The organism is Paraburkholderia agricolaris, assembly GCF_009455635.1.
Classification (GTDB): Bacteria; Pseudomonadota; Gammaproteobacteria; order Burkholderiales; family Burkholderiaceae; genus Paraburkholderia; species Paraburkholderia agricolaris.
The window spans coordinates 3,572,168-3,590,354 of the sequence record NZ_QPER01000001.1 but is presented as its reverse complement, the minus strand read 5'-3'; the positions used below and the strand labels follow the sequence as shown (position 1 = coordinate 3,590,354).

15 protein-coding genes and 1 tRNA gene are annotated in these 18,187 nt (G+C 61.0%); 8 read left to right on the top strand and 8 right to left on the bottom strand.

Annotated features, from left to right (window positions below):
• The first annotated feature begins 73 nt into the window (after window positions 1–73).
• Window positions 74–781 (top strand): glutathione binding-like protein, encoded by a 708-nt coding sequence (locus tag GH665_RS15810; RefSeq protein ID WP_153136631.1) that lies wholly within the window; start codon window positions 74–76, stop codon window positions 779–781.
• Between the two features lie 435 nt (window positions 782–1,216).
• On the opposite strand, the gene GH665_RS15805 is transcribed toward GH665_RS15810, so the two are convergent.
• Both GH665_RS15805 and GH665_RS15800 read right to left on the bottom strand, forming a co-directional pair.
• Window positions 1,217–1,291: transfer RNA gene (locus GH665_RS15805), tRNA-Arg, on the bottom strand.
• 619 nt (window positions 1,292–1,910) lie between these two features.
• A complete protein-coding gene (locus GH665_RS15800) occupies window positions 1,911–2,216 on the bottom strand; it encodes a panthothenate synthetase (RefSeq protein ID WP_153136630.1) in 306 nt (101 codons plus the stop codon).
• Between the two features lie 62 nt (window positions 2,217–2,278).
• Between GH665_RS15800 and GH665_RS39430 the strand changes: the two genes are divergently transcribed.
• On the top strand, window positions 2,279–2,413 hold the full coding sequence (locus GH665_RS39430; RefSeq protein ID WP_281357241.1) for a hypothetical protein: 135 nt from the start codon (window positions 2,279–2,281) through the stop codon (window positions 2,411–2,413).
• A 17-nt stretch (window positions 2,414–2,430) separates the two neighbouring features.
• Here the strand turns inward: GH665_RS39430 and GH665_RS38755 are convergent, their stop codons facing one another.
• Window positions 2,431–2,742, bottom strand: a complete 312-nt coding sequence (locus GH665_RS38755) for an H-NS histone family protein (RefSeq protein WP_167530951.1) — start codon at window positions 2,740–2,742, stop codon at window positions 2,431–2,433.
• A 218-nt stretch (window positions 2,743–2,960) separates the two neighbouring features.
• Between GH665_RS38755 and GH665_RS15790 the strand changes: the two genes are divergently transcribed.
• Entirely contained in the window at window positions 2,961–3,587 is a 627-nt protein-coding gene (locus GH665_RS15790; RefSeq protein WP_153136628.1) for a TetR/AcrR family transcriptional regulator, read from the top strand.
• Between the two features lie 100 nt (window positions 3,588–3,687).
• Here GH665_RS15790 and GH665_RS15785 read toward each other — a convergent pair whose 3' ends face one another.
• Window positions 3,688–3,987, bottom strand: coding sequence for a hypothetical protein (locus GH665_RS15785; protein ID WP_153136627.1), 300 nt, complete (start codon window positions 3,985–3,987; stop codon window positions 3,688–3,690).
• Window positions 3,988–4,436: 449 nt separating this feature from the next.
• A complete protein-coding gene (locus GH665_RS15780) occupies window positions 4,437–4,628 on the bottom strand; it encodes a rubredoxin (RefSeq protein ID WP_028196839.1) in 192 nt (63 codons plus the stop codon).
• A 338-nt stretch (window positions 4,629–4,966) separates the two neighbouring features.
• Here GH665_RS15780 and GH665_RS15775 point away from each other — a divergent pair, with 338 nt between their 5' ends.
• From GH665_RS15775 to GH665_RS15755, 5 genes are all read left to right on the top strand, one after another.
• Window positions 4,967–5,368 (top strand): DUF4399 domain-containing protein, encoded by a 402-nt coding sequence (locus GH665_RS15775; protein ID WP_153138509.1) that lies wholly within the window; start codon window positions 4,967–4,969, stop codon window positions 5,366–5,368.
• Between the two features lie 202 nt (window positions 5,369–5,570).
• The gene (locus GH665_RS15770; protein WP_153136626.1) at window positions 5,571–7,508 is read left to right on the top strand and encodes an ATP-binding cassette domain-containing protein; all 1,938 of its coding nucleotides are present in this window, start codon (window positions 5,571–5,573) and stop codon (window positions 7,506–7,508) included.
• A 337-nt stretch (window positions 7,509–7,845) separates the two neighbouring features.
• The gene (locus GH665_RS15765) at window positions 7,846–9,831 is read left to right on the top strand and encodes a DNA topoisomerase IV subunit B (protein ID WP_153136625.1); all 1,986 of its coding nucleotides are present in this window, start codon (window positions 7,846–7,848) and stop codon (window positions 9,829–9,831) included.
• A gap of 64 nt (window positions 9,832–9,895) precedes the next feature.
• Complete coding sequence (gene parC / locus GH665_RS15760; protein ID WP_153136624.1) at window positions 9,896–12,220, top strand: DNA topoisomerase IV subunit A; 2,325 nt, start codon at window positions 9,896–9,898, stop codon at window positions 12,218–12,220.
• A gap of 262 nt (window positions 12,221–12,482) precedes the next feature.
• On the top strand, window positions 12,483–12,941 hold the full coding sequence (locus GH665_RS15755; protein ID WP_028196844.1) for a CopD family protein: 459 nt from the start codon (window positions 12,483–12,485) through the stop codon (window positions 12,939–12,941).
• 30 nt (window positions 12,942–12,971) lie between these two features.
• On the opposite strand, the gene GH665_RS15750 is transcribed toward GH665_RS15755, so the two are convergent.
• From GH665_RS15750 to GH665_RS15740, 3 genes are all read right to left on the bottom strand, one after another.
• Window positions 12,972–14,180 carry a chromate transporter gene (locus tag GH665_RS15750; protein WP_153136623.1) on the bottom strand — a complete coding sequence of 403 codons (1,209 nt, stop codon included), beginning with the start codon at window positions 14,178–14,180 and terminating at the stop codon, window positions 12,972–12,974.
• Window positions 14,181–14,408: 228 nt separating this feature from the next.
• Window positions 14,409–16,769 (bottom strand): bifunctional diguanylate cyclase/phosphodiesterase, encoded by a 2,361-nt coding sequence (locus GH665_RS15745; protein ID WP_153136622.1) that lies wholly within the window; start codon window positions 16,767–16,769, stop codon window positions 14,409–14,411.
• A gap of 467 nt (window positions 16,770–17,236) precedes the next feature.
• Window positions 17,237–18,151 (bottom strand): PhzF family phenazine biosynthesis protein, encoded by a 915-nt coding sequence (locus GH665_RS15740; protein ID WP_153136621.1) that lies wholly within the window; start codon window positions 18,149–18,151, stop codon window positions 17,237–17,239.
• Between the last annotated feature and the right edge of the window lie 36 nt (window positions 18,152–18,187).

Genomic DNA, 18,187 nt, shown 5'->3' with positions numbered 1-18,187 from the left:
GCCTGCTGGCCGATCGCGGATTCCCGATTCCAATTTTCAGCCGAAGCTCTCGCACAAGGGTTACATCATCACCATGACCGATCTCTCCGCCTTCCCGATCACGAAGAAATGGCCTGCCGAGCATCCGGACCGGATTCAGCTCTATTCGCTGCCGACGCCTAACGGCGTGAAGGTGTCGATCATGCTCGAAGAGACCGGCCTGCCCTATGAGCCGCACCTCGTTCGCTTCGATACGAACGATCAGATGTCGGCCGAGTTTATGTCGCTGAATCCGAACAACAAGATTCCGGCGATCATTGATCCGAATGGCCCTGGCGGCAAGCCGCTGCCGCTGTTCGAATCCGGCGCGATTCTGATCTACCTCGCGGACAAAGCCGGCAAATTCATTCCGCAAGATGCCGCTGGCCGCTATGAAGCGATTCAGTGGGTGATGTTCCAGATGGGCGGCATCGGCCCGATGTTCGGTCAGGTGGGTTTCTTCCATAAGTTCGCGGGCAAGGAGTACGAAGACAAACGCCCGCGTGACCGCTACGTCGCTGAGTCAAAACGTTTGCTCGGGGTGCTGGATCGGCAGCTCGAAGGACGTGACTGGATTCTGGGCGATCAGTATTCGATTGCCGATATCGCGACCTTTCCGTGGGTGCGCAATCTGATCGGCTTCTACGAAGCAGGGGAGCTGGTCGGGATCGAAGAATTTTCGAACGTGAAGCGGGTGCTGGCGGCGTTCGTCGCGCGTCCGGCAGTGGCGAGGGGATTGGAGATTCCGAAGCGGCCGGCTTGATGGATTCGTGCGAGCGGGGGGCGTAAGCGGCGACGTCGCCCGCGTGGCGCATGCACATCGAGCAATAGGCCGGGCGCCGCGACGATCGGCAACCGAGTGCGGACGCCCTTGGTTTTCCGGGTGTGCTTGCCTGACCATGCTTAACACCACGTCGCCCCTGATCGTCTTATGCTTGCCGGATAACGAATCGGGGATCCCATGACTTACCCATACGACTTGATCTCAGGCGGATTGTGCCTGGCTATGGCCGTTGCATGTCTTATTGCGCTGCTTGTCGCCTGACCCTGTCGCAAAACAGGTGGCTATGCTCATCGATACCCCCAGCAAATCTGGTTTGTATTGTGCAACTGTGGGCGATGATGGCAGCAAAAAGCCCCGCAGCGCGAGGCTTTCGGGGCTTTTGTGGGCAAACTTGGGGGACGCTGGGAAGCTTCTTGGTCCCCCCGACAGGAATCGAACCTGTATCTAGCGCTTAGGAGGCACTTGTTCTATCCATTGAACTACGGGGAGATGGATATTGGCAATAGGTGGGCTGAAGCCTTGCTGCTATTGGCTCCCGCCATACCTTTTGGGCGTGCCCGGCATTTCTGCTTCTTCCTAAACGAAGCGCCGTGACAGCTTGTTAGCCCTGGTACGCCAGCGAGCGCAAGAGTATAGCAAAAACACTCAAAACGAAAGGCGCTACCGAAGCCTGGGCGCAGCTTGGGGAAGTCGAGGTCGAGAACGTCCAGGATGCAAAGCTTACGATCCAACGCATTGCCAGGTTTGCCCCGGATCGCAGAAAGGCCGGCGCGTTTGCCGCCGCTACGAACCTTAGATTGCAGCTTGACTGAGTAGTGATGCCGCGCAGTTTGTGCGCCTATTCTGAAATACAGAGAGCCCGCATTGGCGGGCTCTTTTTTTGTTGTTGTGTGCTGGTCATGGTCTACGAAATCTCATCGTTGACAGCGTTTACAAGCTAGCCGGATCAAACGTGTGTGGTCTGGGCGTCCCAATCCAACCCTTCGGCCGCGCGCACTTACTGGTGCACAACGGCAGTTCTTCGAGGTCAAGCGGTTATCTGAGTACGTCGACCGAAGTGGGCGACGGCACGGCATGCTGTTCGCGCTCACACGCCGTGCCGCGCTCCCTATTTCCACTTGGAGCCAAGCGTTTCGAGTCCGGCTTTCCTGAGGTCATCTGCCACCATCACCACGCGAAACTCGCAGTCCGCATTGAACGAAAGAAACCATGGTTCCGCGAATTTCGGAATCTGCGACGGCTCCTCGAGGTTCACGATGAGGATTGCTCCGCGTGTTCCGTTCTCCGAGGTGAAGTAGGCGGCTTCCGGTTTCATCTCCGCGAGAATCCTCTCCATTAACTCTCCGATAGTGCCATCGCGCACAAACGTGTTAAATGGCTCGTGAGGTATTCGTATGTTGAGAAGCATGCGCATGGCCTCCCTCCTTGATTGGGTCCGAATGGACTCTTCAAGAATAGGAGCTTTGCGAGTCGGCCGTGGCTGTTCAACAAACCGGCAAAGAGCAAGTGGGGGGGGGCGCCGCGATCGTCAAGGTCGGCGAACTCGCCAGGAAATACCGCGAGGCCGTGCGGAATCCGGAATCCGGACTCCATGAATATCGCCTTGCTTGAACGTCGACCGACCCTACCTAGTCTGCCCCGACGTCGTCCGAATGCCTGACCAGAAAATCGTCGTAGTTTCGGTTCCGGATCCAGGACGGCGCGCGTCCACGGCCGCTCCAGGTCGCGCCGGTGATCGGGTCCTGATACTTCATCTGAACCGGCTTGGTGTTGTACGTGCCTCGCCGGTCGACGCGTAACTGGTTAGGCACCAGGTTGAAGAAGTTCATCACCTGGCGGACGTGGTCGATAGCCGCTTTCTGCTCCTGCTGCCACGCCACTAATAACCGCTCATCGAGTTGCGCGAGTTGCTGCTTCAAGATCTTTACCCTGCTGCTCATGTTCTCTTTCCGTAGTACATGACCAGGTTGTTGCATTGCGCTCCCGGTCTTAGCGGTTGGCTCCCGCACTGACTTCGCACGCACGCCCTCGTCCTGTTCCGTACGGCTCTCCAAGGACTCAGGTCGTGCCTTGCACTTTCGCATATCAAGTGAGATATGAAATGCAATCGTAATAATAGCCAGTTGAATTTTAAATATCAACTGATATCCTTCCGGCCATGAATACGGCGACCAAATCCCCGCGGCTGAGCCGCGAAGAAAGTCGATTGCAGACCCGGGCGCATTTGCTGGCTGCGGCGAAGCGGCTATTTGTCGAGAGAGGTTTCGGCGCCACTTCTCTCAGAGATATTGCGGCCGAGGCCGGTTATACGCAGGGTGCTTTCTATTCGAATTTCGCGAGCAAGGAAGAGTTGTTTGTGGAGTTGATGCAAGAGCGTTCCAGGACGCAAGTAACCGACATTGCCCGGACGCTGAGCGACCCGTCCTCGTCTGCGGACGACATACTGAATGCGTTGGAGGTCTGGGCGCAGACGCTTGATGCCGAGCCTGAGTGGTCTGTGCTGGGCGTTGAGTTCAAGCTTCAGGGGCGCCGCAACCCTGTTTTTGCAGCAGCCTCACAGGCGTTGCTCGACGCCCACCGTGACGGCCTTGCTTATTGCATCGCGCAGATTTTTGCCAGGCTGGAAAGAGTGCCGCCAGAATCGCCGACTATCTTAGCCGCGTCCTTCATGGGGCTCTCGCAAGGCCTCGCACTGCAGCGATCGATGCTGTCCGAGGTCCCCATTGGCCATATGATCATGGTCTTCCTGCGCAGCTTGCTAGCCGCGGCGCCGCCTGTGCGCTGATCTGCGATGCTGTGGAGAACGAGGTAAGCAAGAATGCCGCCGAGGCCGTGGAGATCACGGCCGGCGAGTGGTTGAAGAAGTAATAACAGCAGGGTTTTGCTTATGCGTCGCGCAACCCGAGCATGGCGAGCGCCGCTGTACGAGTTTCGTCGTTTTCATAAAGCAGAACTACCACGTCGTCTCGTTTCGCGTGGGTAAATGGTTCGCTCATGTGATCCGCTATTTTTTGCACATTATCGATCGAGACGGTAAGCACGCTTTGGCTTCGACGGGCCGCTATATTGCCTAAAGAGAGCGTTTCAACTGAAGCGTGTAGATGGATGAAAATCCGCTTGCCGTCTACGACGGAAACGACTTTCCCTTCGTGAATACCGCGTCCCCATTTGCTTTTAATCCTCATATTCCCTCGGGCTTTTTTCGTATTTTTTTAGAAAGGAGCGGTGAATGCCGCATCCCCGGCAGCATCGCTTGCCAGGCAGCGCAATCCACGGGATTTAACCGCTCTGTCTCTATTATTTCAGCCACTCCCGGACGTACTTGACCATCCGTCTCAATCAAGCTAACCCTCGTTCAAGGCTTTGCCCTACTGGCTGGTAATCGCGCTAATGTCGGTTGGGCCAAGGATGCGGCTAAAAGAATCGGCGTATCGCGTTTCGTATGTTGCAAATTTATTTGCTATGGCAGGGGAAGAGCGCCCCTTATGACAAGCTTTGCGCCTGCCATTCCATTTCCCCAAAACAAACGGCCCAGTGGGCATCACCCACTGGGCCGCGCAAACCATCCGGTGCACTGCCGTACTGCCATTGCCGCACTAAATCAGGCAGCGCACCCCGGTTCGGTTGAGCGCACTCAGAATTCCACCACTGCAAACTCCGCCTTGCTGACATCGCACAGCGGGCAGCGCCAGTCGTCCGGAATCGCGGCGAACCGCGTGCCCGGGGCGATACCTTCTTCGGGAAGGCCTTCTTCTTCGTTGTAGATCCAGCCGCAAATCAGGCAGACCCAGCTCTTATATTCAGTCACTTCAATTACTTCGCTCACGACGTACTCTTCTTTGGTTCAATGCAGTGATCCGCCAAGTCTGCCCCTTTTTTGGGCACGGCGGCGACCCGCAATATTACCGGAATTTGTCAAACGGACCGCCATTTACCCATGCGGCATCGCCGCAAAGCGCCTGAGACATGTCCGGGCCCGCGTGACGAACCTCGTCATACACAGCGTGTATGCTTCGATCCGCAGCTCATTTTTTGGACAGGCGCAGCGGGCGCACCGCATCCATTGCGACGATCGGCCTCAGGTAACCGAAGCCGCAACCGGAGTCGCAATCGACGCCCGCCTGGCCCGCGCATGACTTTCGTTTCCCAAAAAGGAGAAAAATGATGTTTAAAAACAAATGGTTGATCGGTGCGGCACTGGCCGGCTTGCTGGCCGTATCAGGCGCTGCGCAAGCCGCGAGCGTGTCTTTCGTGCAGCCGGCGGACGGCGCAACCGTCAGCAACCCGGTGCATGTGGTGTTCGCTGTCGAAGGCATGAGCATCGCGCCGGCCGGCACGATGACGGATGGCACCGGCCATCATCATTTGCTGATCGACGGCAAACCGCTTCCTAAAGGCGAAGTGATTCCCGCGACTGATAAATCGCTTCACTTCGGCAAAGGGCAGACCGAAACCGATGTGACGCTGCCGCCGGGTGACCATACGCTGACGCTGCAATTCGGCGACGGCATGCACCGCTCGTACGGTCCGGAGCTGAGTAAGACCATCACGGTGCACGTGAAGTAAGCGTGTCGGGCCTGTGAACGACTGGCCGGGCGGGTGCAAGCACCGTCCGGTCGAGCTTCCCCGCTCAAGGTTCGGCCGGGATTCCTTCCGAACCCGTTTTTCAAGCCGGCCAATCAGCCTATCTCTTCCGGCATACAGGCACCCGAGCGCGCGCCCGGTACAATGAGCAGTTCCGACTCATCGCTGTCTTCTCCAATTCTCCATGTCGCTTTACACCATTACCGGGGCCCAACTGGCGTTCGGTCACGTCGCGTTGCTCGATCACGCGGATTTCTCCCTCGAAGCGGGCGAGCGCGTTGGGCTGATCGGCCGTAACGGCGCGGGCAAGTCGTCGCTGCTGAAGATCGTCGCCGATCTGGCCAAGCCAGACGACGGCCTCGTCACGCGCCAGCAGGGTCTGACCTCGGTCTACGTGCCGCAAGAGCCGGAGTTCGATACCGACGACACCGTCTTCGAAGCGGTTGCCGCCGGCCTGACTCATGCCCGTGCGCTGCTAGACGAATACGATGTAGTCGCCAATCAGCTTGCCGACGAGCCGGAAGGCCCGGTACACGACGAACTGATGTCGCGCATGAACACGCTGCAATCGGCGCTCGACCATTCGGACGCCTGGAACTGGAGCACGCGCGTGGCCACCACGCTGCAGCAGATCGGTCTGAATGGCGAGGCGCGGGTCGGTTCGCTGTCGGGCGGCATGCAAAAGCGCGTGGCGCTGGCGCGCGCGCTGGTCGTGCAGCCGGACGTGCTGCTGCTCGACGAGCCAACCAACCACCTCGATTTCGACGGCATCCGCTGGCTCGAGGAGTTGCTGGTTTCGCTGCGCGCGGGGCTGCTCTTCATTACCCACGATCGCGCATTTCTCGACCGTGTCGCCACGCGCATCGTCGAACTGGATCGCGGGCGTTTGCTGTCGTATCCGGGCAATTTCAGCGCTTACCAGACCCGGAAGGCGCAGCAGCTTGAAATCGAGCAAGTGGAAGCGGCCAAGTTCGACAAACTGCTCGCCCAGGAAGAAGTGTGGATTCGCAAGGGCGTGGAAGCGCGCCGCACGCGCAGCGTCGGCCGGATTGCACGGCTCGTGGAGATGCGCAATGAGCGCGCCGAACGCCGCAACGTGCAGGGCAACGTGAAGCTCGACGTGGGGCAGGGCGAAAAGTCCGGCAAGATCGTCGCCGAACTGACCGACGTCACCAAGCGCTACGGTTCGCGCACGGTGGTCGACAACTTCACGGCCACGGTCATGCGCGGCGACAAGATCGGTTTTGTCGGTCCGAATGGCGCGGGCAAGACCACGCTGCTCAAGATGATCCTCGGTGAGTTGGCGCCGGACGAAGGCACGGTGCGGATCGGCACCAATCTGCAAGTCGCGTACTTCGACCAGATGCGCGCGCAGCTCGATCTGGACAAGAGCCTGGCCGATACGATCAGCCCGGGTAGCGAGTGGGTTGAAGTGAACGGCCAGAAGAAGCACGTGATGAGCTATCTCGGCGACTTCCTGTTCGCGCCGGAACGCGCGCGTTCGCCGGTCAAGTCGCTGTCGGGCGGCGAGCGCAATCGTCTGCTGCTGGCACGTCTGTTCGCGCGTCCGGCGAACGTGCTGGTGCTCGACGAACCGACCAACGACCTCGACATCCCGACACTCGAGTTGCTCGAAGAACTGCTCACCGAATACGACGGCACCGTGCTGCTGGTCAGCCACGATCGCGCGTTTCTGGATAACGTCGCGACTTCGGTGATCGCCGCAGAAGGCGGGGGTAAGTGGCGCGAGTACGTCGGCGGCTTTACCGACTGGCAGATTCAGCGGGACCGCTCGCAGCAGATGGCGCAGGACGCGCAGAAAGAAGCGGCCAAAGACGCGGCAAAAGAAACGGCGGCCCCGAAAGATGCCGGCGCGGGCCGCAATACGCAGCGCGCCGCCAAGCTGTCGTTCAAGGATCAGCGCGAACTCGAAGCGTTGCCGGCGAAAATTGCCGCGCTCGAGGCCGAGCAGAAAACCATCGGCGCCCAACTCGAAGACGGTTCGGTTTTCGCCAAAGACGCTCAGGAGGGCACGCGCCTGACCGAGCGCTATGCCGCGATCGACGAGGAGTTGCTGATCGCGCTGGAACGCTGGGACGAGCTGGAAAACAAACGTAAGTGATGCACGGGAGCGGCGTGATCTGCATGCCGCCCCTTGTCCAAACGGCCACGCTCGCAGGTCGTGAATTGCCGCCTGGTTCGAAATCAGTAAAATACCCCGCGAACAGGCTTCCTCCGGCGTTCGCACCGGCAGGCCTTTGCCGGGCTGTAGAGCCCGGCGTCGAGCCGCCGTCGAGCGAGCCTACGGGAAGCCGGGCGATAAAACAGCTTGCCCGCACTGCGGGCACCCCACCTAACCCCGTTGTTTCGTTTCGCTTTTTTTGAAAACTCAACGCATTGTCCACGGACCTGTCCACAGGACCTGTGGACAACGATGAACCGACGCACCCGAGTCAACCATGTCTACGAAAAAGCCAAACGCCGCGTATAGCGAAGCGTCGATCAAGGTGTTGAAGGGCCTGGAGCCGGTCAAGCAACGGCCCGGGATGTACACCCGCACCGAAAATCCGCTGCACATCATTCAGGAAGTTATCGACAACGCGTCGGACGAGGCCCTTGGCGGCCACGGCCGGCAAATCACGGTCACGCTGCATGCGGACCATTCGGTCTCGGTCGACGACGACGGCCGTGGTATTCCCTTCGGCATGCATCCGGAAGAAGGCGTGCCGGTTGTCGAGATCGTTTTCACGCGCCTGCACGCGGGCGGCAAGTTCGATAAAGCCGCCGGCGGCGCCTACACGTTCTCGGGCGGCCTGCACGGCGTCGGCGTGTCGGTCACCAACGCGCTGTCCACGCGCCTCGACGTCACCGTGTGGCGCGACGGCAAGGTCGCCGAGTTGAGCTTTGCCAACGGCGACGTCGCGAAGCAGCTCGAAGTTCGGCCTGCAACAAAGGCCGACAAGAAATCCGGCACGCGCGTCACTGCGTGGGCCAATCCGAAATATTTCGATTCGCCGAACCTGCCGCTCGGCGAACTGCAACGTCTGCTGCGCTCGAAAGCGGTGCTGTTGCCGGGCGTCGAAGTCACGCTGATCAACGAGAAAACCGGTGAGCAGCAAAGCTGGAAGTACGAAGACGGTTTGCGCGGCTACCTGCTGGAAGGCATGAACGGCAGCGATTTGCTGATTCCGCTATTCGAGGGCGAGCGCTACGTCGAAAATTCGCGTACCAGCGAAGAGACGTTTGCTGAGGGCGAAGGCGCCACATGGGTCGTCGCATGGAGCGAAGAAGGCACGCTGATGCGCGAGTCGTACGTCAATCTGATTCCGACACCCGCGGGCGGCACGCACGAATCCGGTTTGCGCGACGGTCTGTTCCAGGCCGTGAAGAGCTTCGTCGAGTTGCATAACCTGCAGCCGAAGGGTGTGAAGCTGCTGGCGGAAGACGTGTTCGCGCGCGTTTCGTTCGTGCTGTCGGCGAAGGTGCTCGATCCGCAGTTCCAGGGGCAAATCAAGGAGCGCCTGAATAGCCGCGATGCGGTGAAACTGGTGTCGTCGTTCTCGCGTCCGGCCTTGGAGCTGTGGCTGAACCAGCACGTCGAGCACGGCAAGAAGCTCGCCGACCTCGTCATCAAACAGGCACAGGCGCGCACCCGTGCCGGCCAGAAGGTCGAGAAGCGCAAGAGTTCGGGCGTGGCTGTGCTGCCGGGCAAGCTGACCGACTGCGAATCGACGGAAATCGGCCGCAACGAACTGTTCCTCGTCGAGGGCGATTCGGCGGGCGGCTCGGCGAAGATGGGCCGCGACAAGGAATATCAGGCGATCCTGCCGCTGCGCGGCAAGGTGCTGAATACGTGGGAAACCGAGCGCGACCGGCTGTTTGCCAACAACGAAGTGCACGACATTTCGGTGGCGATCGGTGTCGACCCGCATAGCCCGGACGACAAGGTCGATCTGTCGAATCTGCGCTACGGCAAGATCTGCATCTTGTCGGACGCTGACGTCGACGGTTCGCACATCCAGGTGCTGCTGCTCACGCTGTTCTTCAAGCATTTCCCGCAACTGATCGAGCGTGGGCATGTGTGCGTGGCGCGCCCGCCGCTGTTCCGGGTCGATGCGCCCGCACGTGGCAAGAAGCCGGCGCAGAAGCTCTATGCGCTCGACGAAGGCGAGCTCGAAGCGATCCTCGACAAGCTGCGCAAAGACGGTGTGCGCGATACGCAATGGTCGATCAGCCGCTTCAAGGGCCTAGGCGAAATGAGTGCGGAGCAGTTGTGGGACACCACGATGAACCCCGACACGCGGCGCTTGACGCCGGTGGCACTCGGCGAACTCGACTACGACGCCACAGTGGCGCGTATGACGATGCTGATGGGCAAGGGCGAAGCGGCGTCGCGGCGCAGCTGGCTGGAAGAAAAGGGCAACGAAGTGGAAGCGGATATCTGAGCGTCTTTTAAAGCGCTCATGGTTTGCACAAAAACTTCACGCCAAATACGGATACGGAATCTAGATGGACGACGATAACACTCTCGACCTTTTCACCGAGCCGCCGCCCCCGGAAGGCGACTTTCTGACGCTCGGCAATTACGCGGAGCGCCAGTACCTCGACTATGCGGTGAGCGTGGTCAAGGGTCGCGCGCTACCCGATGTGTGCGACGGCCAGAAGCCGGTGCAACGACGCATTCTGTACGCGATGAACGACATGGGCCTCGGCGACAACGCCAAGCCCGTGAAGTCGGCCCGGGTGGTCGGCGACGTGCTGGGTAAGTACCACCCGCACGGCGACCAGTCGGCGTACGACGCGCTGGTGCGCCTCGCGCAAGACTTCTCGATGCGCTATCCGCTGATCGACGGCCAGGGCAACTTCGGTTCGCGCGACGGCGACGGCGCAGCGGCGATGCGGTACACCGAAGCGCGCCTGACGCCGATCGCCAAGCTGCTGCTCGATGAGATCGACCAGGGCACGGTCGACTTCATGAAGAACTACGACGGCGAGTTCGAAGAACCGAGGCTGTTGCCCGCGCGCTTGCCGTTCGTGCTGCTGAACGGCGCATCGGGCATTGCCGTGGGGCTGGCCACGGAAATCCCGTCGCACAATCTGCGCGAAGTGGCGGCGGCCGCCGTTGCGATGATCCGCAATCCGAAGATCGAGCATGCCGAGTTGATGCAGCACGTCGCCGGGCCGGACTTCCCGGGCGGTGGCCAGATCATTTCGAGCGACGCCGAGATTTCCGCCGCGTACGAAAGCGGCCGCGGCAGCCTGAAGGTGCGCGCGCGCTGGAAGATCGAAGAACTTGCGCGTGGCCAATGGCAACTCGTGATTACCGAACTGCCGCCGAACACTGCCGCGCAGAAGGTGCTCGAAGAAATCGAAGAGCAGACCAACCCGAAGATCAAGCTCGGCAAGAAGGCGCTCACGCCTGAACAGTTGCAGACCAAGCAGACCATGCTCGCGCTACTCGACGCAGTGCGTGACGAGTCGGGCAGGGACTCGCCGGTGCGTCTCGTGTTCGAGCCGAAATCGAGCCGTATCGACCAAACCGAGTTCGTCAATTCGCTGCTCGCGCATACGAGCCTCGAATCGAATGCGTCGCTCAACATGGTGATGGTGGGCGGCGATGGCCGGCCGCGTCAGAAGGGTTTGAGCGAAATCATCCACGAGTGGATCGCGTTCCGCTTCGCGACGGTCACGCGCCGCACGCGCCATCGTTTGCAAAAGGTCGACGACCGGATTCACATCCTCGAAGGCCGGATGATCGTCTTTTTGAATATCGACGAAGTCATCCGCATCATTCGCGAATCGGACGAGCCCAAGGCCGCGCTGATGGCCGCGTTCGGCTTGTCGGACCGGCAGACCGAAGACATTCTCGAAATCCGCCTGCGTCAGTTGGCGCGGCTCGAGAAGATCAAGATCGAGAAGGAACTGTCCGAACTGCGCGATGAGAAGGCCAAGCTCGAAGAACTGCTCGGCAGCGAAACCGCGATGAAGCGCCTGCTCATCAAGGAAATCGAAGGCGATGCCAAGCAATACGGCGACGAGCGCCGCACGCTGATCCAGCAGGAAAAGCGCGCCATTTTCGAAGCACGCGTGGTTGACGAGCCGGTGACGGTGGTGGTGTCGCAGAAGGGCTGGGTGCGTGCGCTGAAGGGCCACGGCCTGGATGTGGCCGGCTTCACGTTCAAGGCCGGCGACGGTCTCTACGCGGCGTTCCAGTGCCGTACGCCGGATACGCTGGTCGCGTGGGGCAGCAATGGCCGCGTCTATTCGGTGGCGGTTGCGATGCTGCCGGGCGGCCGGGGCGATGGTGTGCCGGTCACCTCGCTGATCGAACTCGAATCGGGCAGCCACCTGATGCACTACTACGCGGCGTCCGCGGATCAGGCATTGCTGCTCGCATCGAGCAATGGCTTCGGCTTTGTCGCCAAGGTCGGCGACATGGTGAGCCGCGTGAAGGCCGGCAAGTCGTTCATGACGATCGACGCGGGTGCCGCCCCGCTCGCGCCGATGCCGATGCTGCCGGACGCGACGCACATTGCGTGTCTGTCTTCAGGTGGACGCCTGCTGGTGTTCGGTCTCGACGAAATGAAGACGCTTTCGGGCGGCGGACGCGGCGTCACGCTGATGGCGCTCGACGACAACGAAACGCTGCTGCAGGCGCTGTCCATCAATAAGGCGGGCGTGGTGTTGATCGGTACGCGTCGCGGCGGCCGTGTCGACGAAGAGAAGCTGAGCGGCGCCACGCTCACGCCGCATATCGGTAAGCGGGCGCGCAAGGGGCGTGCGCCTGAGAGCAAGATGAAGCTCGACGGTTTGCGCCCGGTGCTGGCCGCGTAACAAGCACTAGAAGTCGATAAGAGCAGGGTAGCGCGAGGCATCAACGCGGCGTGCGCTTTAAAAAGCGTACGCCGTGCGTAGCAAAAATCCGGGGTGTAACGCTGTCGCGGTATTGGCCGCGTTGCAATAAAAACTACAAAGAATGTCAAGACGTTGCCAGCGCAAGGAACTGCACGCATAGCGCGCGGTCGAATGCGCTCAATAGCCGCTACTAATATCACTCGTCATAAGCGGTGTGGCGTCGTCGGGAGAGGAAAACAACATGAACAAAGCAGTCGAACTCGCACTCTTTTTGCATCTGCTCGCCGTCGCGGTCTGGGTCGGTGGAATGGTGTTCGCCCATTTCTGTCTGCGTCCGGCCATTGCCGACCTTTCGCCGCAATTGCGCTTGCCGTTGTGGGAATCGGTGTTCGGCCGTTTCTTCAACTGGGTTGCCGCAGCAGTGCTGGTGATTCTCCTCACCGGCGGCTTCCTGCTGATGCAATTCGGCGGTGGTCATGCCACGTGGCCGCTGCATGCCATGGCCGGCCTCGGCATCGTGATGATGCTGATCTTCGGACACATCCGCTTCGCCGTGTTCCCGCGCATTCGCCGCGCGGTGCAGGCGCAGAAGTGGCCGGATGGCGCACAAGCGGTCGGTACGATCCGGCGCCTGGTGCTGGTGAATATCGTGCTGGGCGTGGTGACGATCGGCGTGGCCGTGTTATCGCGCGGGTTCTGAAACCGGCGCCTGAATCCAGGGTGTGCTTGCCTAAGGCGTGGCGCCGTAGGCAAGCCATAGCCCGCACGCGATCGCCACGGTCCCGTACACCACATACACCGGCACTTTGAGTTTCGCGAAGCACATGCCGGAGAACAGCGCCGTCACCAGATACATGGGTTTGAACGGCACATGCCCCGCGATGCGCAGTACAGCCACCGCCAGAAACGCGGTGGTGACCGCGCGCAGGATCCGCATGCCATGCTCGAAACGCGGATTGGCCTTCAACTGATGCAGATGCCGCTGCGCGAGCACCACCAGGCAGCCCGACGGCACAAAAAGCGCGAGCGTGGCGATCAGCGCGCCCAGCCAGCCGTCCACCAGATAGCCGAAGAACGGCACTACGTTCAACAGCGGTCCCGGCGACAACGGAGACAGCGAAAACGCGAGGGTGAAGTCGTTATCCGACACACCGATCGCCGGTGTGACAAACAGCGTCTTGAGTACCGGCAACGCCGAGAAACCGCCGCCGAATAACGTCATGCCCGCACCGGCCAGCCGCGGCCATAGCAGCGCCAGCTCATAGCGATGTGGCAGCGGCAGCGCGAATATCGCCAGCAGTACGCACAATGCAGCCAGTATCTGCCAATCGCCTCGTCCAATCGACAGCACGATACGCGTGTTGCGAGCCGGGCTGACCAGCCAGCCGGCGCCGAAAGCCGCGCCGAGCATCACCACATAGGCGGCGGGACTGCGCGCATAAAACAGGCCCACACACCCGAGCAGCGCCGCGATCCATTCGAGCTTGCCGCGCACCAGCGCACGCGTCTGTTTGTACCAGGTGATCGCGATCAGCGTGGCCAACACCACGCTGAAATGATTGAGCAGAGTTTGAGAGGCCGCTGCACGCACGAGCGGCGTGCGATAGAAGATCGCGAACAGCGTCATCAGCATGAAAAAAGGCAGCACGCTGGCCACGCCCGCCACCCAGGCGCCGGCGCGGCCGCGCAGCGCGTGCCCGAGTTGCACGGCGACATTGCAGCCCACCGGTCCGGGCACCATCCAGGCGAGCGCGATGAGGTCGGAAAAGGCCACGCGCGAGAGCCGTCCCTCGCGTTCCACGTAATGGTTTTCAAGTTGCGCCATCAGCGCGAGGCCGCCCCACGACAGCGCCGACAGGCCGCACACGACCCGGAACAGCGTCCATAGCGGTTCTCGCTCCCCTCGTCTGGCTGCATCCTGGTTCGTGATCGTCTGCATGGCGCCGCGGGCTCCGGCACGCGGGCGGCCCGCCCTCTGGGATCATCATTGTGTGTGTTGGCGCGCCGGCAGCCGGTATCGCGCCGGCACGCATTACAGCGTGAATGTAGCTGGTTTTGCGAAGCTGCGGTTGGATAAGCGCGGGGAGTCGTTTATACGCTTATGGACTCATGCGGAATGCCTACGCATACACGTAAGTGCGGCAAGCACCGCGCTACCCGCGCGCACTCAGCTATTGGCGCTCGTGCTGGACAAGCTGTTGGTGCTGTCTGTTTCATGCGCGGTGCGCTGGCCCTTCGTGCCGCATACGCCGAAGCGTTCGAGCAGTGCCGGAATCGCGTCGACCGGTACCGGCCGCGAGAACAGGAAGCCCTGCGCCTCGATATGGCCGAGCGCGGCGAGCCACGCAATCTGCTCTTCGGTCTCGGTGCCTTCGACCACCACCGTGAGCCCGAGCGAACGCGCGAGATTGACGATCGCGGTGACCATCACGCAGACACTGCGGTCGCCGGGGATCGCCTGGACGAACGAACGGTCCACCTTCAGCGTATCGACCGAGAAGCGGTTCAGGTAGGAGAGCGACGAATAGCCGGTGCCGAAGTCGTCGAGCGCGATGCGCACGCCGAGGCGCTTCAACGCGAAGATCTTCTCCGAGACGAGTTCGGGATATTCCATCATCGCGGTCTCGGTGATTTCGAGTTCGAGGCGGCGCGCGGAGATGCCGCTTTCCTCGATCGCATGCGAGACGGTTTCGTATAGATCGCCGCGCCAGAATTGCACCGCGGAGATGTTGACCGCGAGCGACAGCGTGTCGTAGCCCTGTTGCTGCCACACCGCCAGTTGGCGGCATGCAGTCTCGATCACGAAGTCGCCGATCGGCACGATCAGGCCGGTCGATTCGGCGACCGGAATGAATTCGTTGGCGGGAATCAAGCCGTGCTGCGGATGGTTCCAGCGCACCAGCGCTTCAAAACCGGTGATGCAGCGGCGCGTCAGATCGATCTTCGGCTGATAGGCGAGAAACAGCTGGCCTTCGGCGAGCGCGACGCGCAACTGCTGTTCCCATTTCATCAAATGGTCCGCGCGGTGCGACAGTTGCGGCGAATAGAACTGGTAGCAGTTCTTGCCTGCGTCTTTGGCGCTGTACATCGCGAGGTCGGCTTTTTTCAGCAGGTCGATTTCGCTCTCGTTGGCGACCGAGTAGAGCGCGATGCCGATGCTCGCATGCAGAACGAACGAACTGCCGCGCACTTCGAAAGGCTTGGCGAAGGCTTCGGCCGCCGCTTCGGCGAGCGTGACCGCGCGCTTCTCGACGTCGTCGCCCTTGATCACCACGACGAACTCGTCGCCGCCGATGCGGCTTAACGAGCCGCCGTCGCCGACCGCGGTAGCGAGACGCGAGGCTGTCATTTGCAGCACGATGTCGCCGGCGTTGTGGCCGAGCGTGTCGTTGACGGTCTTGAAGTTGTCGAGATCGATGAAGAGAATCGCGAGGCGGCCGAGATTGGACGGCTGCGCCACGTCGTGCCGCAAGGCTTGCAACGTTGCATAGCGATTGCGCAAACCGGTCAGCAGGTCGTACTCGACCAGATGCGTCATCTCGCGTTCACGCCCGAGCAGCTTGCCGATCAAACCGGTGGCCACCGCGAAGAAGCTCAGCATCGCGAGCGAGATGAAGCCCGCCATTAGCAGATAGACGTTGCGCGTGTGATTGTAGTCGGCGAATTCTTCGGCTTGCGACAGGCCCACCAGCACACCGAGCGGATAGCCGTCGATATGCCGGTACGAGACGATGCGCGTGACGTTGTCGATCGAATCGACATAGGTGCCCGACACGTGTTCCGAGGTCGGATACGATCCGCTCGCCGAGAACGTGCCGTTGGCACTGTCGGGGCTGCCCGTGCGGCGCGCCAATACCGTGCCGTTGTCGGAAATCACCGCGATCACGCCTTCACGGCCAATGGCCGCGTTGTTGTAGAAGTCGCTGGTGAAATAGCTTGGGTCTTCGGAGACCACCACGACGCCTGCGAACGAGCCGTCGGGATGATTCAGACGCCGCGTCATCTGCAAGGTCCAGTGGCCGGATATGCGCCCAAGCACCGGCTTGCTGATATAGAGCTGGTCGTCGTTTTCGTGTTCGTGGACCTTGAAGTGTTCACGGTCCGACAGATCGATATGCTTGGGATTGAGTTCGGCCGTGTTGGCGATCAGCGTGCCGTGCTCGTCGATCAGCGACACCTGCACCAGCGTATCGCTTTGCACCACGCCTTTTTCGACCGTGTTGGCCAGATCGAAATGATTCGGCGATTTCTCGAACTCGTATTTGACGAAGCGGGTGATCTGGTCGACCTGGTGAATCGCCTTGACCGTGTGCTGCTCCAGCGCCGCGGAGAGAATTGCGGCAGAGGCCATGGCTTCACGATTCGTGGCTTCTTTCTCAACCGACAGGCGCGCGAAGATTACAGCCCAAAGCAGGATCAGCACCAGCACGCCGAGCGCGGGAATCGCGAGCAGGGCTCGGCGGCGCGACACGGCAGGGTCGCGCCGGGGTTTGGCTTCGCGCTGGTCGGAGAAGCGGAACTGGCTCATCGGGTAGCCCGTTCCCTGGTGCCGGTCAGTTGCAACTGCGCGAACATCGACTGCGCTAATTTCATGGGTGGCTGCATGGTGACCAAGGTGCCGGAACTGCTGCGCAGGGGAAGGGAGCGTGGCGTCGTGCCTGACCATCCGGAGGTCATCGGGTACGTTTCGATATTACTTAATGCCACTGGATTAAGGAAGCGTCCGTGCATCGGGTATACGCGGGCGCGACAGGCGGTCCTGGCGGGCTGAATTCGCAGCTGGCGCGGCCAGCATTGGGGCCGCGGCCTGGCATTTGTTTTCGAGTATCTCATCTGGATCTGGAATTCAGGTGTGCCAGGCCTCGCGTTATGCATGACGCATTAAATGCGTAAACGGTGCGGCTTTTGTGGTCAGGCGTGGCTGAAAATGGCGAAACAGCGGCTGCATTCAGCGGCAGGCCAGCGCTCGCGAGCCTGCAACCGGTGCCGCGCCGTTCATGGCAAACGGAATGTGCCGTCGACAATCGTGACCGACGGCCCACCGATCCACGTTTTACCGGCTGCGTCGTCGTAATGCACCGAAATGTTGCCGGCGCGACCTAACACCGTGCCCTGGCGGGCCGTGTAACCTGAACCCGGGCGGAGTTGCTGGGCGCTCAGAAGGCCCGCGATCGCGGCGTTAGCGCTACCCGTAACCGGATCTTCGCCCACGCCGAAGCTCCCGCCCGCCATCAGGCAGCGCACCTCGAAGGTGGCCGGGCCGTTGGCGTCGTGCGGCCCATAGACGGCGAGACCATGGGTGTTCATCGCATGCACGATGTCGGCGAGCGCCGCGGCATCGGGTTCGAGCCCAAGGCAGTCGCGCGCGGAATTGACCCGCACCACGAGCCATGGCGCGCCATTGTCGACCGCGCAGGGCGTTGCACTGAAATCGATCGCGTCGCTACGTAAAGCCGTAGTGAGTGCTGTGTAATGGTCCTGCGCAAGCGGCGTGACGCGCGCGGGCGGTGCGGCGAAAGCCCATTCGCCCGGCGTCTGGCCGGCCGATCCCGATCCCGATTCGGTCAGCGCTTGCAGTTCGACGAGCCCTACGCCGCATTGCTGCACCAGCTTGCCAGCCTGTTTGGGCCGGTAACCGCTTTCGAGCAACGCATGCGCGGTGCCGAGTGTCGGATGACCGGCGAATGGCAATTCACCACACGTGGTGAAGATACGCACGCGATAGTCGGCGGCCGGGTCGGTTGGTTTCAGCAGGAAGGTGGTTTCGGACAGATTGGTCCAGTGCGCGATTGCCTGCATCTGATTCGCATCGAGCGCATCGGCGTCGAATACGACCGCAAGCGGATTGCCTTTGAACGGCACCGACGTAAACACGTCGACCTGTTTAAAACGAACGGTGTTGGCGGGCATCGGGCGCAATCCGGCGAATCCAGCAGATTGATAGGG

Bases quoted from the DNA above. Each gene is read 5' to 3' on its own strand.
- GH665_RS38755 (WP_167530951.1), bottom strand. From the start codon at position 2,742: ATGAGCAGCAGGGTAAAGATCTTGAAGCAGCAACTCGCGCAACTCGAT.
- GH665_RS15785 (WP_153136627.1), bottom strand. From the start codon at position 3,987: ATGAGGATTAAAAGCAAATGGGGACGCGGTATTCACGAAGGGAAAGTC.
- GH665_RS15770 (WP_153136626.1), top strand. From the start codon at position 5,571: ATGTCGCTTTACACCATTACCGGGGCCCAACTGGCGTTCGGTCACGTC.
- GH665_RS15745 (WP_153136622.1), bottom strand. From the start codon at position 16,769: ATGAGCCAGTTCCGCTTCTCCGACCAGCGCGAAGCCAAACCCCGGCGC.
- GH665_RS15765 (WP_153136625.1), top strand. From the start codon at position 7,846: ATGTCTACGAAAAAGCCAAACGCCGCGTATAGCGAAGCGTCGATCAAG.
- GH665_RS15750 (WP_153136623.1), bottom strand. From the start codon at position 14,180: ATGCAGACGATCACGAACCAGGATGCAGCCAGACGAGGGGAGCGAGAA.
- GH665_RS15755 (WP_028196844.1), top strand. From the start codon at position 12,483: ATGAACAAAGCAGTCGAACTCGCACTCTTTTTGCATCTGCTCGCCGTC.
- GH665_RS15775 (WP_153138509.1), top strand. From the start codon at position 4,967: ATGTTTAAAAACAAATGGTTGATCGGTGCGGCACTGGCCGGCTTGCTG.
- parC (WP_153136624.1), top strand. From the start codon at position 9,896: ATGGACGACGATAACACTCTCGACCTTTTCACCGAGCCGCCGCCCCCG.
- GH665_RS15810 (WP_153136631.1), top strand. From the start codon at position 74: ATGACCGATCTCTCCGCCTTCCCGATCACGAAGAAATGGCCTGCCGAG.
- GH665_RS15800 (WP_153136630.1), bottom strand. From the start codon at position 2,216: ATGCGCATGCTTCTCAACATACGAATACCTCACGAGCCATTTAACACG.
- GH665_RS15740 (WP_153136621.1), bottom strand. From the start codon at position 18,151: ATGCCCGCCAACACCGTTCGTTTTAAACAGGTCGACGTGTTTACGTCG.
- GH665_RS15790 (WP_153136628.1), top strand. From the start codon at position 2,961: ATGAATACGGCGACCAAATCCCCGCGGCTGAGCCGCGAAGAAAGTCGA.